Genomic DNA, 17,017 nt, shown 5'->3' with positions numbered 1-17,017 from the left:
ATGAGAAACCACCAACTACAAGTTCACAAATTAACCATTTTATCCATGATGATTGCCCTTGACGTAGTTCTTACACCCATCTTTCGAATTGAAGGGATGGCACCGATGTCCAGTGTAGTCAACATTCTTGCAGGAATCTTGATGGGGCCTGTTTATGCCTTGGTCATGGCTACAGTCACAGCCTTTATCCGTATGTCTACTCAAGGTATTCCGCCCTTGGCCCTCACAGGAGCTACTTTTGGAGCCCTCCTTGCAGGTCTCTTTTATAAGTACGGTCGAAAATTTCATTATTCTGCCCTAGGAGAAATCTTGGGAACAGGGATTATCGGTTCTATTGTTTCCTATCCTGTCATGGTTCTCTTTACGGGATCTGCGGCCAAGCTCAGCTGGTTTATCTACACTCCTCGATTTTTCGGAGCAACCTTGATCGGTACAGCCATAGCTTTTCTTGCCTTTCGATTTTTAATCAAGCAGGAATTCTTTAAAAAAGTACAAGGATATTTCTTTGGTGAAAGGATAGACTGATGCAGGAATTTACAAATCCCTTTCCTCTAACCTCCAGCTCCTTAATTCACTGCATCACCAATGAGATTTCCTGCGAGATGCTGGCCAATGGCATTTTGGCTCTGGGATCTAAACCTGTCATGGCAGATGATCCCCGTGAGGTCCTTGATTTTACCAAACAAAGTCAAGCTCTCTTCATCAATTTGGGGCATTTGTCAGCTGAGAAGGAGAAAGCAATCCGTATGGCAGCTTCTTATGCAGCTCAAGCTTGTCTCCCAATGGTAGTAGATGCGGTTGGCGTAGCAGCATCTTCCATTCGTAAGGGACTAGTTAGAGATCTTTTAGAATACAAGCCCACGGTCCTTAAAGGAAATATGTCAGAAATCCGAAGTCTTGTTGGTTTAAAACACCACGGAGTCGGGGTCGATGCTAGTGCTAAAGATCAAGAAACTGAGGATTTGCTTCAAGTCTTGAGAGACTGGTGTCAGCTTTATCCTGGCATGTCATTCTTAGTCACTGGACCCAAGGACCTCATTGTTTCGGAGAATCAGGTTGCAATATTGGGAAATGGCTGTGCAGAATTGGACTGGATAACAGGGACAGGAGACCTGGTTGGAGCCTTGACAGCCGTTTTTCTCAGTCAAGGAAAGACTGCATTTGAAGCTTCTTGCCTAGCAGTTTCTTATCTCAATATCGCTGCTGAGAGAATACTTGTTCAAGGAATGGGATTGGAAGAGTTTCGCTTTCAAACTCTCAATCAGCTCTCTCTCCTAAAAAGAGACGAAAACTGGCTAGAAGCCATCAAAGGAGACTTTTATGAATAGAAAAGTACTTAGACTGTATCTAGTAACCAATCGCTACCAAGATTCCTTGGAAAACTTTCTTAAAAAGGTCGAGACGGCCTGCCGTTCAGGTGTTACCATTATCCAACTACGAGAAAAAAATCTCACTACCAATCAATATTATCAACTGGCAAAACAAGTCAAGGAAATAACAGATGCTTACCAAGTCCCCTTAATTATCGATGATCGGTTGGATATCTGTCTTGCAGTCGATGCTGCAGGTTTGCATATTGGCGACGATGAACTACCAGTTTCGGTTGCCCGCCAAGTATTGGGTCCTGAAAAAATCCTCGGTGTCACTGCTAAAACAGTAAAAAGAGCTCTTGAAGCAGAAACATCGGGTGCAGATTACTTGGGGACAGGAGCTATTTTCCCGACAATTACCAAAGAAAATGCACCTATCACCCTGATTTCAACCTTGAAAACCATTTGCCAAACGGTCGCCATTCCAGTAGTTGCTATTGGAGGCTTGACGTCAGAGAATATTGACCAACTTGCTGCAACTGGCATAGCTGGAGTAGCCGTTGTTCGTGATTTGATGCAGGCAGAAGATATAGAGGCAAAAACGCAAGCATTTTTAACAAAGCTGGATGACATGATTTCCTAATCAAAAACTCTCTAATTCCCTTAAAGTGGGAACTAGAGAGTTTTTCTTAATCTTTAAAACTTGTATGGTTGACTGGACCAGAACCATGACCGAGTTGAGGGGCGTCTTGGATGGCTTTTGTGATAAAGGCCTTGGCCTTATCCACTGCCTGATAAAGACTTCTGCCCTTGGCAAGTTCAGCCGTAATCACTGCAGCAAAAGTACATCCAGTACCATGGGTGTGACAGGTTTGAATTCGTGGACTTTCCCAGACAAATTGTTCCTCCTTGGTAAAGAGGAAATCCTTGGCACCACCTTCAAGATGACCACCTTTGATAACTACAGACTGAGGGCCAAATTCTTTTAAAATCAGGCGACCAGCACGTTGCATGTCTTCTGGATCATGGATTGAAAAACCAACAATCTCTTCTGCCTCAGGAAGATTGGGGGTGATGATGGTAGCAAGGGGAAGCAAGTTTGTTTTTAGGTAGCTTCTCGCACTAGTATCTATCAGGGTGTCCCCACTTGTAGCGACCATAACAGGGTCCAGCACATAGGGACAATCCAGCTTTTTAAGGTAGGGTTGGATGATCTCCATGATTTCAGTAGTTGCCAACATCCCAGTTTTTACAGCCTGAGGCTTGATATCCGAAAAGACACTTTCCAATTGAGCTTCCAGCATTTGGTTGGAGACGTGCTCGATTAATTGAACGCCTCTTGTATTTTGAGCGACAAGACTGGTCACAACTGCCATTCCATAGACATCTCTCGCTTGGAACGACTTTAAGTCAGCCATAATGCCAGCACCGCCACTGGGGTCTGTCCCAGCAATGGTCAGAGCAACGGGTAAATAAGTCATCTAAAACCTCCCAACCAACTGAAGTTTGTATTCTTAAGAACAAGCAAGTCTGTTTTAGGAAGGAAATAGAAGACCAGATAGTCCTCATCATCATTTCCACTTCCATCAGCTAGCATTACCTAGATTGAGTCAAAGGGATCTAACAGTCGTTAATCTCAGCTTTACGCACCCCTAGTGGTTGTTTTCTTTTTTCTTCAGTATAGCATATTTTTATAGTTTATATAGTGAAATTTGACTGCAAATCTCTCGTTACAGGATTAGAATTCTATTTTTCGAAAAAATAATAAAAATTATAGTTGACAAATGTAGATTTTGAGAGTATACTAATAACTGTAATCGACAAATGTAGATTTAGGAGGTGTGATGATGCAGATTTCAGATGCAGAATGGCAGGTCATGAAGATTATTTGGATGCAAGGAGAGCAGACCAGTACGGATTTAATCAGGGTTCTGGCGGAGCGGTTCGACTGGTCCAAGTCGACCATTCAAACTCTTTTGGCTCGTTTGGTTGAGAAAGAGTGTCTGACAAGGAAAAAAGAAGGCAAGTTCTTTGTCTATTCAGCCCTTTTAACTTTGGACCAAAGTCGGGATTTACTTGTCCAAGATATCAAGGACAAGGTTTGTTCCCGTAGGATTAAGAACTTGTTGGCTGATTTGATTGTGGAATGTGATTTCACTCAGGCTGACTTGGAAGACTTAGAAGCTGTGATTTCTAAGAAGAAATCAAGCGTTGTAACAGAAGTAAGATGTAATTGTATGTAAAGGAGACGTCATGTTAAATAGTATTGTAACCATTATTTGTATTGCCCTTATCGCGTTTATCTTGTTTTGGTTTTTCAAAAAGCCTGAAAAATCTGGACAAAAGGCCCAGCAAAAAAAGGGTTACCAAGAGATCCGAGTGGAAGTCATGGGGGGCTATACGCCTGAGTTGATTATTCTTAAAAAATCAGTGCCAGCCCGCATTGTCTTTGACCGCAAGGACCCTTCACCCTGTCTAGATCAGATCGTCTTTCCAGATTTTGGTGTGCATGCGGACTTGCCTATGGGTGAAGAGTATGTAGTGGAAATCACACCTGAGCAGACTGGAGAGTTTGGCTTTGCATGTGGTATGAACATGATGCACGGCAAGATGATTGTAGAGTAGGAGGAGACTATGACAGAAATTGTGAAAGCAAGCCTAGAAAATGGCATTCAAAAAATCCGTATCCGAGCTGAAAAAGGCTATCATCCAGCCCACATTCAGCTTCAAAAAGGGATTCCCGCTGAGATTACCTTTCATCGTGCCACCCCTTCAAACTGTTATAAGGAAATTCTTTTTGAAGAAGAAGGGATTCTAGAACCAATCGGTGTAGACGAGGAGAAGACAATTCGTTTTACACCTCAAGAATTAGGTCAACATGAATTTTCATGTGGCATGAAGATGCAAAAGGGGAGCTATACCGTAGTTGAGAAGACGCGAAAATCTCTATCCCTTTTACAGCGTTTTTGGATTACTAGTATCTTTACCCTGCCTCTTGTTTTCCTCATGATCGGGATGTTGACAGGGACTATTAGTCATCCAGTCATGCATTGGGGCACCTTTTTAGCCACAACGCCTATTATGCTGGTAGCAGGTGGTCCTTATATTCAGAGTGCTTGGGCCAGCTTTAAAAAACACAATGCCAACATGGATACCTTAGTGGCACTGGGAACTCTGGTAGCCTATCTTTATAGTCTGGTTGCTCTCTTTGCTGGGCTCCCTGTTTACTTTGAAAGTGCTGCCTTTATCCTCTTCTTCGTTCTTTTAGGGGCAGTTTTTGAGGAGAAAATGCGAAAAAACACTTCCCAAGCTGTGGAGAAATTACTTGATTTGCAAGCTAAAACAGCAGAAGTCTTGCGTGATGATCGCTATGTTCAAGTTCCTTTGGAACAAGTCAAGGTAGGTGACCTGATTCGAGTGCGTCCCGGTGAAAAGATTGCGGTTGATGGTGTTGTAGTCGAAGGCGTCTCCAGTATTGACGAATCCATGGTGACAGGTGAGAGTCTGCCAGTAGACAAAACAGTTGGAGATACTGTGATTGGCTCTACCATCAATAATAGTGGCACTCTTATTTTTAAAGCAGAAAAAGTTGGTTCAGAGACTGTCTTGGCACAGATTGTGGACTTTGTGAAGAAAGCTCAAACCAGCCGTGCACCGATTCAGGATTTGACGGATAAAATTTCAGGGATTTTTGTTCCTGCAGTTGTCATTTTAGCGATTCTGACTTTTTGGGTTTGGTTTGTCTTGCTTGAGGCTAGCTTTGTGACCTCTCTCCTTTATGGGGTGGCAGTGTTGATTATCGCCTGCCCTTGTGCCTTGGGACTTGCAACACCAACGGCCCTTATGGTGGGGACAGGTCGCAGTGCCAAGATGGGGGTTCTCCTAAAAAATGGAACAGTCTTACAGGAAATCCAGAAAGTCCAAACTCTCGTCTTTGATAAAACAGGGACTTTGACAGAAGGGAAACCTGTGGTAACAGATATTATCGGCGACGAAGTAGAAGTGCTTGGATTGGCAGCCTCCTTGGAAGAAGCTTCCCAACACCCACTGGCTGAGGCCATTGTCAAGCGAGCGAGTGAAGCTGGACTTGAGATTCAAACTGTTGAAAATTTCCAAGCCTTGCACGGAAAAGGTGTCTCAGGGCAAATCAATGGGAAACAAGTCTTACTTGGAAATGCTAAAATGCTAGATGGCATGGATATTTCTAATGCTTATCAGGAAAAACTTGAAGAACTGGAAAAAGAAGCTAAGACAGTTGTGTTCTTGGCTGTTGACAATGAAATCAAAGGCTTGCTTGCACTACAAGATATTCCTAAGGAAAATGCTAAACTTGCCATCAGTCAGTTGAAAAAACGAGGTCTTAAAACAGTCATGCTGACAGGGGATAATGCTGGTGTGGCGCGTGCCATTGCAGATCAGATTGGCATTGAAGAGGTCATTGCAGGTGTATTGCCAGAAGAAAAAGCACATGAAATCCATAAACTACAATCAGCTGGAAAAGTAGCCTTTGTTGGTGATGGTATCAATGACGCTCCTGCCCTCAGTGTAGCGGATGTGGGAATTGCTATGGGAGCTGGAACAGATATTGCCATCGAGTCAGCAGATTTGGTGTTGACAACTAATAACCTCTTAGGAGTTGTTCGTGCCCTTGATATGAGTAAGAAAACCTTTAATCGAATTCTGCTCAATCTTTTCTGGGCCTTTATCTACAATGTCGCCGGAATTCCGATTGCAGCAGGAGTCTTTTCAGGAATTGGTCTCGTTCTCAATCCAGAACTGGCTGGTCTAGCCATGGCTTTTAGTTCTGTATCTGTTTTAACCAGTTCACTCATGCTAAACTTTAGTAAAATAGACTAAAAGCGAGCTTGCTCGCTTTTTATTATAAAACAGTTGTATAAAACGTTTTCAAACTGTACTGTAATAGAGAATAAAAACTTCTGAGCACATTCTTAGGAGACCAAAAACAAATGTGGTAAAGTAGTAGAGTAAAAATTTGCTGAAACGTTTCCAATTAGTATATGAAAACGGATTTATCAAGTTTTAAAAATATTTGAAGGAGAGTTATCATTATGACTCAAGGGAAAATTACTGCATCTGCAGCAATGCTCAACGTATTGAAAACATGGGGTGTAGACACTATCTACGGTATCCCATCAGGAACACTCAGCTCACTTATGGACGCTTTGGCTGAAGACAAAGATATCCGTTTCTTGCAAGTTCGCCACGAAGAAACAGGTGCTCTTGCAGCGGTTATGCAGGCTAAATTTGGCGGATCTATCGGTGTTGCAGTTGGTTCAGGTGGACCTGGTGCAACTCACTTGATCAATGGTGTTTACGATGCAGCTATGGATAACACTCCATTCCTTGCTATCCTTGGATCACGTCCAGTTAACGAATTGAACATGGATGCCTTCCAAGAATTGAACCAAAACCCAATGTACAACGGTATCGCTGTTTACAACAAACGTGTAGCTTACGCAGAGCAATTGCCAAAAGTGATTGACGAAGCTTGCCGTGCTGCCGTTTCTAAAAAAGGTCCAGCTGTCGTTGAAATTCCAGTAAACTTTGGTTTCCAAGAAATCGACGAAAACTCATACTACGGTTCAGGTTCATACGAGCGTTCATTCATCGCTCCTGCTTTGAACGAAGTTGAAATCGACAAAGCTGTTGAAATTTTGAACAACGCTGAACGTCCAGTTATCTACGCTGGTTACGGTGGTGTTAAAGCTGGTGAAGTAATCACTGAATTGTCACGTAAAATCAAAGCGCCAATCATCACAACTGGTAAAAACTTCGAAGCGTTCGAATGGAACTACGAAGGTTTGACAGGTTCTGCTTACCGTGTTGGTTGGAAACCAGCCAACGAAGTGGTCTTTGAAGCAGACACAGTTCTTTTCCTTGGTTCAAACTTCCCATTTGCTGAAGTTTACGAAGCCTTCAAGAACACTGAAAAATTCATCCAAGTCGATATCGACCCTTACAAACTTGGTAAACGACATGCCCTTGATGCTTCTATTCTTGGTGATGCAGGTCAAGCAGCGAAAGCAATCCTTGACAAAGTGAACCCAGTTGAATCAACTCCATGGTGGCGTGCAAACGTGAAGAACAACCAAAACTGGCGTGATTACATGAACAAACTCGAAGGTAAAACTGAGGGTGAATTGCAATTGTACCAAGTTTACAATGCAATCAACAAACATGCTGATCAAGACGCTATCTACTCAATCGACGTAGGTGACACTACTCAAACATCTACTCGTCACCTTCACATGACACCTAAGAACATGTGGCGTACATCTCCACTCTTTGCGACAATGGGTATTGCCCTTCCTGGTGGTATTGCTGCTAAGAAAGACAATCCAGATCGCCAAGTATGGAACATCATGGGTGACGGTGCATTCAACATGTGCTACCCAGACGTTATCACAAACGTTCAATACGACCTTCCAGTTATCAACGTTGTCTTCTCAAATGGTAAATATGCCTTCATCAAGGACAAATACGAAGACACAAACAAACACTTGTTTGGTTGTGACTTCCCTAATGCTGACTATGCGAAAATCGCTGAAGCTCAAGGAGCTGTTGGATTTACAGTTGACCGTATCGAAGACATCGATGCAGTTGTTGCAGAAGCTGTTAAATTGAGCAAAGAAGGTAAAACTGTTGTTATCGATGCTCGCATCACTGAACACCGTCCACTTCCAGTAGAAGTACTTGAATTGGATCCAAAACTTCACTCAGAAGAAGCAATCAAAGCCTTCAAGGAAAAATACGAAGCAGAAGAACTCGTACCATTCCGTCTCTTCTTGGAAGAAGAAGGTTTGCAATCACGCGCAATTAAATAATTCCTTCGTGGAACTTAAAAAGATCGGAGCAATCCGGTCTTTTTATGGAGTATAGTAAATGAATTTAAATCAATTAGATATTATCGTTTCAGATGTTCCACAAGTCTGTGCTGACTTGGAGCGTATTTTGGATAAAAAGTCCGATTATGTTGATGACAGTTTTGCTCAGTTTACGATTGGCAGTCACTGTCTGATGTTGTCCCAAAATCATTTGATTCCTTTGGAAGATTTTCAGTCAGGAATCATTCTTCATATTGAGATTGAGGATCTAAATCAGAATTACCAACGGTTAAAAGAGATCGGTGTCGAGATTTTACACGGTCTTTGTGAAACGGATTGGGGAACAGAGTCCTTATTAGTTAAAGGGCCTGCTGGTCTAGTGATTGATTTTTATCGTATGAAGTAGGTAATTCTATTATCAAATTTTTTATCTAAACATTCTTGGAGTGAAACTTAAAAAGATCGGAGCAATTCGATCTTTTTTGTATTTATGCGACTTTCAGTCCGTCTCGCTCCGTTAGGTGCGAGACAAAAAACCACCCGTTTTCACGGGTGGTTATGATTTCTACACTTATTGTTTGGCTTCCTGTTTTAATTGTTGCACCTGTTCCTCGTACTGGACAAGCTCCCTGTCTTTTATATTGATAGTCGCTTCTGCTTCAGCAATGCGGCTTCTCAGATCTTGAGTCTTGTTATGGTGATAGCTAATACCAATAGCACTACCAGCAATGATCCCGATTACTAGACAAGTAAAAATCACCAAAATCAAGGGAGCAGATAGTTGTGTAAAGACAAGACTGACAGTTACTGTTTGACGATTGAGTAGACCAAATGAGATCACAATGACTAATAAGCTCAAACCGCCAATTAGATAAGCCTTATCTTTCAGTGACAATTCATTAAATTTTTTTAGCATAAGTTCCTTTTCTCCTGACTATGTTGATAGAAAACTACACACCATTTAGGTATTAACAAAATTCATTTTACTAGAAAATTTCGATACTGTCAATAATTTCTAACGGCTTATTTACCATCAATCAATCGATTCATTGAAAAGGAGTATTCATTTTCTAATATTTGATTGAGTAAACAGAACGGAGCAATTCGGTCTTTTTTCTGTTCCCTCTTTCTTATAACAAGATTGTGATAGTTTATATCTTTATAACAAAAGTTTTAAAGACTTGATTGTTTTGAAAGAATATTTTAAAATAAGATTCAGTAAAAATGAAAGAGGTTTTGAAAATGTCTGAAAAACAAATGAAAATTTTAGGTTGGGTAGCGACCTTTATGTCTGTTATGATGTATGTGTCTTACTTCCCACAAATTATGAACAACCTGGCTGGTCAAAAAGGGAACTTTATCCAGCCCTTGGTTGCAGCCATCAACTGTAGTCTCTGGGTTTACTACGGTCTTTTCAAGAAAGAAAGAGATATTCCACTTGCGGCTGCTAATGCACCAGGTATCGTTTTTGGCCTAGTAACGGCTATCACAGCTTTGATTTAAAAAGAAGACTGGTTTCAGTCTTTTTTGTACATAAAAATAGATTCTCAAGTAAAGAAAGTCTAATGAGAGTTGAGGAGAATAGCCGTTGACAGCGAGCTTTCTGATTGCTGCTTTAGGGGTTCCTCCATCAAGTAAGAGATTGTTTCGTTACTATTTTTACAAAATCTTCTCCCTACTTTATAAAATAGAAAAAAGAGTTCAATTCGAACTCTTTTTTTGCTATAATGAGGGGAGAAAAATCAGACAGGAGATCGACATGTCAGAACCATTATTTTTACAATCAGTTATGCAAGAAAAAATCTGGGGTGGGACCAAGCTACGTGATGAGTTTGGTTACGACATTCCAAGTGAAAAAATCGGGGAATACTGGGCTATCTCAGCCCACCCAAATGGAGTTTCTAAGGTAGCCAATGGACGCTACGAGGGAACAGACCTTGCTACTTTGTATGCGGAACACCGTGAGTTGTTTGGCAACCGTCCAGAACCAGTATTTCCTCTCTTAACTAAAATTCTCGATGCCAACGACTGGCTTAGCGTCCAAGTTCACCCAGACGATGCCTATGGACTAGAACACGAAGGCGAACTTGGAAAAACAGAATGCTGGTATATCATCGCAGCGGATGAGGGATCAGAGATTATCTATGGTCACAATGCCAAGTCAAAAGAAGAACTCCGCCAGCAAATTGAGGACAAGAACTGGGATGCCTTACTGACAAAAGTGCCAGTTAAGGCTGGAGATTTCTTCTATGTGCCAAGTGGTACCATGCACGCTATCGGTGCAGGTATCTTGATTCTTGAAACCCAGCAGTCTAGTGACACTACCTACCGTGTCTATGACTTTGACCGCAAGGATGACAAGGGCAACTTGCGTGAACTTCATCTTGAAAAATCCATCGATGTTTTAAACATTGGAGAACCTGCCAATAGCCGACCTGTCACTGTCAAAGCAGATGATCTACGTTCCACTCTCCTTGTATCCAATGATTTCTTCGCAGTTTACAAATGGGAAATTACTGGAAAAGTTAACTTTGAAAAGACAGCTGACTACAGCTTGTTGAGTGTCTTGGCTGGTCAAGGTCAACTAACTGTTGACGGGAAAAACTATCCAATCCAAAAAGGGAGCCACTTTATCCTACCAAGTGATGTTGAAGCTTGGACCTTGGAAGGGCAAGGTTTGGAATTGATTGTTAGCCATCCATAAAAAGAAAGGGCCTGAGTTTACTACTCAAGTCCTTTTTGATTACATAAATTGGGCGATAAAGACCACGATGATGATGATTGGAATGATAAAACGAAGAAGGAAAAGCCAAACTTGGAAAAGTCCTTGTTCCCATGTTCTTTCATCGAGATGGAGTTCCTCCTTAGCAAGAGCCTTTTTAAAGATATAGCCTGTAAAAAGTGAAAGGCAGAGGGCTCCAAATGGCATGAGGAGATTGGAAACCAAGAAGTCCATAGCGTCAAAGAAGGTCTTCCCAAAAATGTGAACATTCGCCATGACCCCATGGGATAGAGCTGAAGGAATTCCAAAGATAAAGGTCAAGATCCCTAAAATAGTGCTCCACTTGGCACGCTTGCGGTTGTCCTGGTTGGTGATATTGCCCACATTGATTTCCAGCATCACGACAGAGGAAGTAACCGTCGCAAAGAGGAAGAGCAAGAGGAAAAGAATGTAGAAAATGGTTCCAAAAGGCATCTTGTCAAAGAGTTGAGGCAAGACGATAAAGAGCAGGCTTGGTCCCCCTTCTGACTGAATATTGAAGGCTGACATGGCTGGAAAAATGGCTAGACCAGCCATGATGGATACTGAGATATTCATGGCTACGATGGAAATCCCTGACTGGACCAGATTGGTTTTCTTGTCCAAGTAGGATGCATAGGTCAGCATGGCTGTAACCCCTAGTGAGAGGGCAAAGAAAGATTGTCCCAGAGCATAAAGGAGACCAGCGCTAGTTAGTTTTGAGAAGTCTGGTTTGAGGAAGTAGAGAACGCCTTCCATGGCATTTGGTAAGCTGAGAGAGCGTCCAATAATCACAACAAAGATGATAAAGAGCAGGGGCATCATGACTTTCGAAGCTCTTTCAATCCCTTTTTGAACCCCACGTGATACAATAAAGATATTCAATAAGATAAAGGCTGCTTGAGCTCCTAGGGCAATGGCTGGATTTGAAATGATTGAAGTAAATAACTGAGCATAATCACCCGTACCGCCAAGCTGGAACAATTTTCCAAACTCAATACCTAGATAGACTAAAATCCATCCTCCGATAACACTGTAAAAGGAGAGGAGGATAAAGAGGGCAAAGGCACCAATCCAACCGATAAAGTTGTACTTGTTATTGTTACCAAGTTTTCCAAAGGTTTTGATAGCGGAAACGCCAGCGCTACGGCCAAGGGCAAACTCAGCCAGCAGGAGCGGGAAACCGATTAAAATAGTGGAAATGAGAAAGACCAGTAAAAAGCCTCCCCCGCCATTAGCGGCAGTCATGTAGGGAAATTTCCAAACGGCTCCAAGTCCGATGGCTGAACCAGCAGATGCTAGGATAAAGCCTAGTTTCGAGCCCCATTGCGATTTTTCTGACATAGTTGAAACTCCAATCTTGTTTTTTAAAATAAGAAAAGGCTACTTGAGTTGTCAAATAGCCTTCTCTCAATGGCTTTTTATGAGCTTTCTGTTTGATTGATAGACTTGACTATCCTATCATGTTTTCTAAGGTCTGTCAAGAAAACCATTTTCAAGTTTTCACACCTTTCTCAAAAAGTTAAAAATTTTTCGCAAAAACGCTTGACTCTGACCTAAGGGGAGGGGTTATACTATCAATGTAATACTCTTCGAAAATCTCTTCAAACCACGTCAGCTTTATCTGCAACCTCAAAGCTGTACTTTGAGCAACCTGCGGCTAGCTTCCTAGTTTGCTCTTTGATTTTCATTGAGTATAAGGAGGAAATCATGTACCATATAAAAGAAGCTGCGCAGCTTTCAGGTGTCTCTGTCAAGACTCTGCACCACTACGATAAGATAGGGCTCTTGGTTCCCTTAAAGTCGGAAAACGGCTATCGAACCTATAGTCAAGAGGATTTGGAACGACTTCAGGTCATTCTGTATTACAAATATCTAGGCTTTTCTTTAGAAAAAATAGCAGAGCTGTTAAAGGAAGAAAGGAAAGATTTATTGCCTCATTTGACTAGGCAGTTGGACTATCTAACTCGAGAAAGGCAACATCTGGATACCTTGATTTCCACCTTGCAAAAAACCATTCAAGAACAAAAAGGAGAAAGAAAAATGACCATTGAGGAAAAATTCACTGGATTTAGCTATCAAGACAATCAAAAATACCACCAAGAAGCGGTAGAGAAATATGGTCAAGAAGTTATGGACCAAGCGCTTGAACGCCAGAAAGGTCACGAAGATGAGGCTACGGCTGCCTTTAACCAAGTTTTTCAAGTTTTGGCTCAAAACCTTCAAGCTGGTCTGCTTGCAACAGCGGCCGAAAACCAAGAGCAAGCAGCCAAACTATTGCAAGCTATTCGTACTTATGGATTTGACTGCTCCGTTGAAGTATTCGGTCATATCGGTAAAGGCTACGTCTACAACCCAGAGTTTAAGGAAAACATTGACAAATTTGGACCTGGAACAGCCCAGTACACATCAGATGTCATATCGGCTTACGTCCAGACAAATGCAGAATAAATAGGCTAGGAATTTCCTAGCCTATTTTTTACTTCAAGTCATAAAGCCAGTCGTCACCGTCTTTGTAGTAAAAGAATTCACTGAGATTCTCTTCTAAAAAAACACGAAGCATATCAGACATATCATCAGTAGCAAGTTTTAGATGAGACAGATTGTCAAAATCCTCCCACCAAACTTTCCCTTCGTCTGAAGACTGGAGTTCACCAGTAAAGTATTCTGTCTTGTAAAAAAGGACGACATAACGATAATCCTTGTCATCGTACCAGTTTTTGATACCACAGAGTTGGGGTTTGGAAATGGTCAGACCAGTTTCTTCTTTCACTTCACGAATGACAGCATCGACAAAGGATTCGCCACGTTCAACATGACCACCAGGAAAAGTAATGCCTGGCCAGTCAGGGCTAACTCTGTCTTGGACCAGAACCTTGTCCCCATTTTTAATCAAGCACATGTTGACAAATTCAACTGATTCTCTTCTATTCATTTTTTACAACCTTTGATATTTAATCATAATGTAGACTTCCTGCTACCCATCCGGTGCAGAGGGCAGAAGTAATGTTAAAGCCACCCGTATGGGCATTGATATCTAGTACCTCGCCAGCAAAGTGGAGGCCAGGAACGAGCTTGCTTTCCAGGGTTTTAGGGTTGATTTCCTTAAGACTGACGCCTCCTTTGGTGACAAAGGACTTAGCCAATGACATTTTGCCAGTCACAGGGATTTTGAGGGACTTGATAGACTGGATAAGTTGGTCTCGTTCTTTTTCAGTCAGCTGTTTGACTTTTTCAGGATAGCCTTGCACAAGAAATTCTGCCAAGCGTTCTGGAAGTAAAGTTTTTAAAGCATTTTTCAAGGATTTTTCCCGATTTTCTTCTAGAAATGCCACCAAGTCGCTCTCAGAAAGTTGAGGCAAAACATCGAGCGAGAGAACCTCTCCACCCTTGACAAAGCTAGACATACGCAGAGCAGCAGGACCCGACAAACCAAAGTGGGTAAAGAGCAGATCGTGAGTGATGACATGCTTGCCATAGCTCAAGGTCACATCATCTAGTGAAATCCCCTGAAGCGCTTTGTGTGGAAAATCAGTCAACAATGGGCTCTCAGCAGCTTCAAGCTCAGTAATGGAGTGTTTAAAATGACGGGCAATCTCGTGGCCAAAACCAGTAGAACCAGTCGAAGGATAAGACTTACCACCTGTTGTGACAATGAGTTTATCACAAGTGAAGGTTTGGTCTGCGGACTTGAGGACAAACTGGTCGTCTATCTTTTTAACCGAAACAATCTCCGTTTGAGTAGCAACTTGACCACCGAGTTCAGTGATTTTCTTTTCTAGCGCCTCGATAATAGTCCGAGACTTGTCACTAGCAGGAAAGACGCGTCCATGGTCTTCGACCTTGAGTTTAACACCATTTTCCGTAAAAAAGTTGATGATATCATGGTTATCAAACTGGGAGAAGACACTGTAAAGAAAACGCCCATTTCCCGGGATGCCAGCTAGTAGGTCGTCCAAGCTACCATTGTTGGTCACATTACAACGACCACCGCCCGTTCCAGCTAATTTTTTGCCAAGTTTTCGATTTTTTTCGATGAGAAGAGTTTTTTGACCATAAAAGCTACTGGAAATTGTAGCCATCATGCCAGCAGGTCCACCACCGATGACAATAGTATCAAAATGTTTCATAGCTCTATTGTACCACAAAAAACAAGAGATGCTTGGCATCTCTTGTTGCTCATAATCTTAGTTAATTTCATATCCCATCAACAAACCGCCATCTTCTGCATAGAAACTGCAGAGACCAGACGTCGGGATGATTTTGATATCCGCTTGCGGGAAGGTTTCTAGCAAGCGTTCTGACAATTGCTGACAGAATTTTTCATTACTGCGATGAGCCATGACAATTCGACCACCAGCGTAGCCAGCCTTGATGAGTTCTTCATAGGCTGCTTGAAGGGATTTTTTTGGTCCACGCGCTTTTTGGAGTAGTTCTAGGGTTCCAGTTTCACTTGCTTCCCCAACCATACGGATGTTGAGAAGGCCAACAACTGTACCGATAAGCTTACTCAAACGGCCATTTTTTACCAAGTTATCGACCTTAGCGAGGACAAAGAGCAACTTCGTTTTTTCTTGGTAGGCTGTAATAGCTTTAACAATTTCCTCATAAGAAAGTCCTTGATCAATCAAACTATTGATTTTATCGACAATCAAGTCAACCTCACCACCTGCAGACAATGTATCGATCACATGAATCTGAGTGTCAGGATGTTCTTCAAGGTGGATATTCTTAGCGAGTTGTGCACTATTATGGCTACCTGAAAGAGTACCAGTGATAGTAACGACAAAGATATGCTTAGCACCTTCAAATGCACGCAAGTAATCATCAGGGCTAGGACAAGCTGATTTTGAAGCCTCAGAAGTCGCATACATTGTTTCCATCATGTGGTCAATGTTAAGATTGGCATCATCGATAAAGACCTGATCAGCTACTTGAATGGTTAAAGGAACACTAACAAATTCCGTATCAATAGCAGGAGTTGCCAGTTGACGATAATCACAACCAGAGTCAGCTACAATCTTCCAAGTCATAGAAATTCTCCATCTTTGTCACTTATACATTGACAAAGGTTCTGTCTTTTTTTACAATTATATCATGAAAGCCCTTGAAACAAAAGTACCACCTCTCTGTTGTCACAAGTAGAAAGAAATTGTTATGTCTGAACGTAAAATATCTGAAAAATCTCTTGAAAATCTCAGAAAATCAAATCAAGAATCCAATTTTTTAACCAGAGAAGCAATCGAGACGGCTCTTTTGCAACTTCTAGAGAAAAAAGACTTGGCCAAGATCAGTATTTCGGAGCTGGTCAAACGGGCGGGCGTCTCTCGTGCTGCCTTCTATCGTAACTATGACTCCAAAGAAGAGATTTTGGAAAGTGTTTTTAAACGCAGTGTCCATAATATTATGGAACAGTTGAGCCACTACGATGTCAAAACCGATCTTTATCTAGTCTGGGTACACCTTTTCCGCGCAGCCAAGAAAGAAGCCAAGGTTATTCAACTTGCTCTGGACTACCATTTGGAAAAGATTTTTGTCCAAGCCATGCAGGAATTTCTAGAAAAATATCACGGAAAATCAAAAGGCGTTAGTAGCTACCTTCATTCCTTTTGGAGTTCTGCCATCGTATCGGTTCTGCTCAAATGGATCAAGGATGGCATGAAGGTTCCAGCTGAAAAGATTGCAGATTTACGCTTGCCATTTTTCAAAAAATAGGGGATAAGGAGAAGACTTATGACAGAAAAAAGACTGGCTTGGGATGAGTACTTTGCAGCCCAGGCTTTACTGATTGCCAATCGTTCGACCTGCAAACGTGCCAAGGTGGGAGCTGTCTTAGTCAAAGACAATAAAGTCATTTCAACTGGCTATAATGGTTCCGTATCAGGAACGGAGCACTGTATTGACCACGAATGTCTGGTCATTGAAGGTCACTGTGTTCGAACCCTTCACGCCGAGGTTAATGCTATTCTCCAAGGGGCTGAGCGAGGGGTTCCCAGAGGATTTACAGCCTATGTGACCCATTTCCCTTGTCTGAACTGCACCAAACAACTGCTTCAAGTTGGTTGCAAGCGCGTGGTTTATATCAACCAGTACCGAATGGATGACTATGCCCAGTACCTTTA

19 protein-coding genes and 1 riboswitch are annotated in these 17,017 nt (G+C 42.0%); of the genes, 13 read left to right on the top strand and 6 right to left on the bottom strand.

Annotation, left to right across the window (positions count from 1 at the left end):
- From thiW to thiE, 3 genes are read left to right on the top strand one after another with little or no spacing between them, the layout of a single operon-like run.
- Positions 1-525 carry an energy coupling factor transporter S component ThiW gene (gene thiW, locus O3622_RS09100; protein ID WP_001244055.1) on the top strand — a complete coding sequence of 175 codons (525 nt, stop codon included), beginning with the start codon at positions 1-3 and terminating at the stop codon, positions 523-525.
- A complete protein-coding gene (locus O3622_RS09095) occupies positions 525-1,328 on the top strand; it encodes a hydroxyethylthiazole kinase (RefSeq protein WP_371607370.1) in 804 nt (267 codons plus the stop codon). Before thiW ends, O3622_RS09095 begins: the two co-directional genes overlap by 1 nt.
- Entirely contained in the window at positions 1,321-1,953 is a 633-nt protein-coding gene (gene thiE / locus O3622_RS09090; RefSeq protein WP_049479430.1) for a thiamine phosphate synthase, read from the top strand. The genes O3622_RS09095 and thiE overlap by 8 nt, the downstream gene beginning before the upstream one ends.
- 46 nt (positions 1,954-1,999) lie before the next feature.
- Here the strand turns inward: thiE and thiD are convergent, their stop codons facing one another.
- Positions 2,000-2,791: a bifunctional hydroxymethylpyrimidine kinase/phosphomethylpyrimidine kinase gene (thiD, locus tag O3622_RS09085; RefSeq protein ID WP_084936936.1), complete on the bottom strand. Its 792-nt coding sequence runs from the start codon at positions 2,789-2,791 to the stop codon at positions 2,000-2,002.
- A gap of 84 nt (positions 2,792-2,875) precedes the next feature.
- Positions 2,876-2,974, bottom strand: a riboswitch (TPP riboswitch).
- 183 nt (positions 2,975-3,157) lie between these two features.
- Between thiD and O3622_RS09080 the strand changes: the two genes are divergently transcribed.
- From O3622_RS09080 to O3622_RS09060, 5 genes are all read left to right on the top strand, one after another.
- Positions 3,158-3,553: a CopY/TcrY family copper transport repressor gene (locus O3622_RS09080; RefSeq protein WP_371607382.1), complete on the top strand. Its 396-nt coding sequence runs from the start codon at positions 3,158-3,160 to the stop codon at positions 3,551-3,553.
- A 10-nt stretch (positions 3,554-3,563) separates the two neighbouring features.
- On the top strand, positions 3,564-3,935 hold the full coding sequence (locus O3622_RS09075; RefSeq protein ID WP_000935056.1) for a cupredoxin domain-containing protein: 372 nt from the start codon (positions 3,564-3,566) through the stop codon (positions 3,933-3,935).
- 9 nt (positions 3,936-3,944) lie between these two features.
- On the top strand, positions 3,945-6,167 hold the full coding sequence (locus tag O3622_RS09070) for a heavy metal translocating P-type ATPase (protein WP_371607369.1): 2,223 nt from the start codon (positions 3,945-3,947) through the stop codon (positions 6,165-6,167).
- 212 nt (positions 6,168-6,379) lie between these two features.
- Positions 6,380-8,155 carry a pyruvate oxidase gene (gene spxB / locus O3622_RS09065; RefSeq protein ID WP_000191811.1) on the top strand — a complete coding sequence of 592 codons (1,776 nt, stop codon included), beginning with the start codon at positions 6,380-6,382 and terminating at the stop codon, positions 8,153-8,155.
- A gap of 58 nt (positions 8,156-8,213) precedes the next feature.
- The gene (locus tag O3622_RS09060; RefSeq protein ID WP_001052641.1) at positions 8,214-8,561 is read left to right on the top strand and encodes a VOC family protein; all 348 of its coding nucleotides are present in this window, start codon (positions 8,214-8,216) and stop codon (positions 8,559-8,561) included.
- Positions 8,562-8,726: 165 nt separating this feature from the next.
- Here O3622_RS09060 and O3622_RS09055 read toward each other — a convergent pair whose 3' ends face one another.
- Positions 8,727-9,071, bottom strand: coding sequence for a lipopolysaccharide assembly protein LapA domain-containing protein (locus O3622_RS09055; protein ID WP_000913393.1), 345 nt, complete (start codon positions 9,069-9,071; stop codon positions 8,727-8,729).
- 326 nt (positions 9,072-9,397) lie between these two features.
- Between O3622_RS09055 and O3622_RS09050 the strand changes: the two genes are divergently transcribed.
- On the top strand, positions 9,398-9,658 hold the full coding sequence (locus O3622_RS09050; protein ID WP_001291473.1) for a SemiSWEET family transporter: 261 nt from the start codon (positions 9,398-9,400) through the stop codon (positions 9,656-9,658).
- 256 nt (positions 9,659-9,914) lie between these two features.
- Positions 9,915-10,859, top strand: coding sequence for a mannose-6-phosphate isomerase, class I (gene manA, locus O3622_RS09045; RefSeq protein ID WP_001294306.1), 945 nt, complete (start codon positions 9,915-9,917; stop codon positions 10,857-10,859).
- 39 nt (positions 10,860-10,898) lie between these two features.
- On the opposite strand, the gene O3622_RS09040 is transcribed toward manA, so the two are convergent.
- Complete coding sequence (locus tag O3622_RS09040) at positions 10,899-12,239, bottom strand: sodium-dependent transporter (RefSeq protein WP_002881319.1); 1,341 nt, start codon at positions 12,237-12,239, stop codon at positions 10,899-10,901.
- A 366-nt stretch (positions 12,240-12,605) separates the two neighbouring features.
- Between O3622_RS09040 and O3622_RS09035 the strand changes: the two genes are divergently transcribed.
- Entirely contained in the window at positions 12,606-13,346 is a 741-nt protein-coding gene (locus O3622_RS09035; protein WP_371607368.1) for a MerR family transcriptional regulator, read from the top strand.
- Between the two features lie 28 nt (positions 13,347-13,374).
- Here the strand turns inward: O3622_RS09035 and O3622_RS09030 are convergent, their stop codons facing one another.
- Genes O3622_RS09030 through O3622_RS09020 form a run of 3 tightly spaced genes read right to left on the bottom strand, consistent with a single transcriptional unit; the run spans position 13,375 to position 15,928 of the window.
- Complete coding sequence (locus O3622_RS09030; protein ID WP_049490320.1) at positions 13,375-13,830, bottom strand: 8-oxo-dGTP diphosphatase; 456 nt, start codon at positions 13,828-13,830, stop codon at positions 13,375-13,377.
- A 19-nt stretch (positions 13,831-13,849) separates the two neighbouring features.
- A complete protein-coding gene (locus O3622_RS09025) occupies positions 13,850-15,025 on the bottom strand; it encodes an NAD(P)/FAD-dependent oxidoreductase (protein ID WP_109289771.1) in 1,176 nt (391 codons plus the stop codon).
- 57 nt (positions 15,026-15,082) lie between these two features.
- Complete coding sequence (locus tag O3622_RS09020) at positions 15,083-15,928, bottom strand: DegV family protein (protein ID WP_071851368.1); 846 nt, start codon at positions 15,926-15,928, stop codon at positions 15,083-15,085.
- Between the two features lie 124 nt (positions 15,929-16,052).
- Between O3622_RS09020 and O3622_RS09015 the strand changes: the two genes are divergently transcribed.
- Together O3622_RS09015 and O3622_RS09010 are read left to right on the top strand one after the other, a co-directional pair.
- Positions 16,053-16,610, top strand: a complete 558-nt coding sequence (locus tag O3622_RS09015; RefSeq protein WP_000003897.1) for a TetR/AcrR family transcriptional regulator — start codon at positions 16,053-16,055, stop codon at positions 16,608-16,610.
- Between the two features lie 18 nt (positions 16,611-16,628).
- Positions 16,629-17,017 (top strand): cytidine/deoxycytidylate deaminase family protein (locus O3622_RS09010; protein ID WP_371607367.1); only part of this gene is annotated, 389 nt, incomplete at its 3' end.

This window comes from Streptococcus sp. 27098_8_51, assembly GCF_041432205.1.
Taxonomy (GTDB): domain Bacteria; phylum Bacillota; class Bacilli; order Lactobacillales; family Streptococcaceae; genus Streptococcus.
Note: the sequence above shows the minus strand (reverse complement) of the source record. Positions and strands in the feature narration are given on the sequence as shown.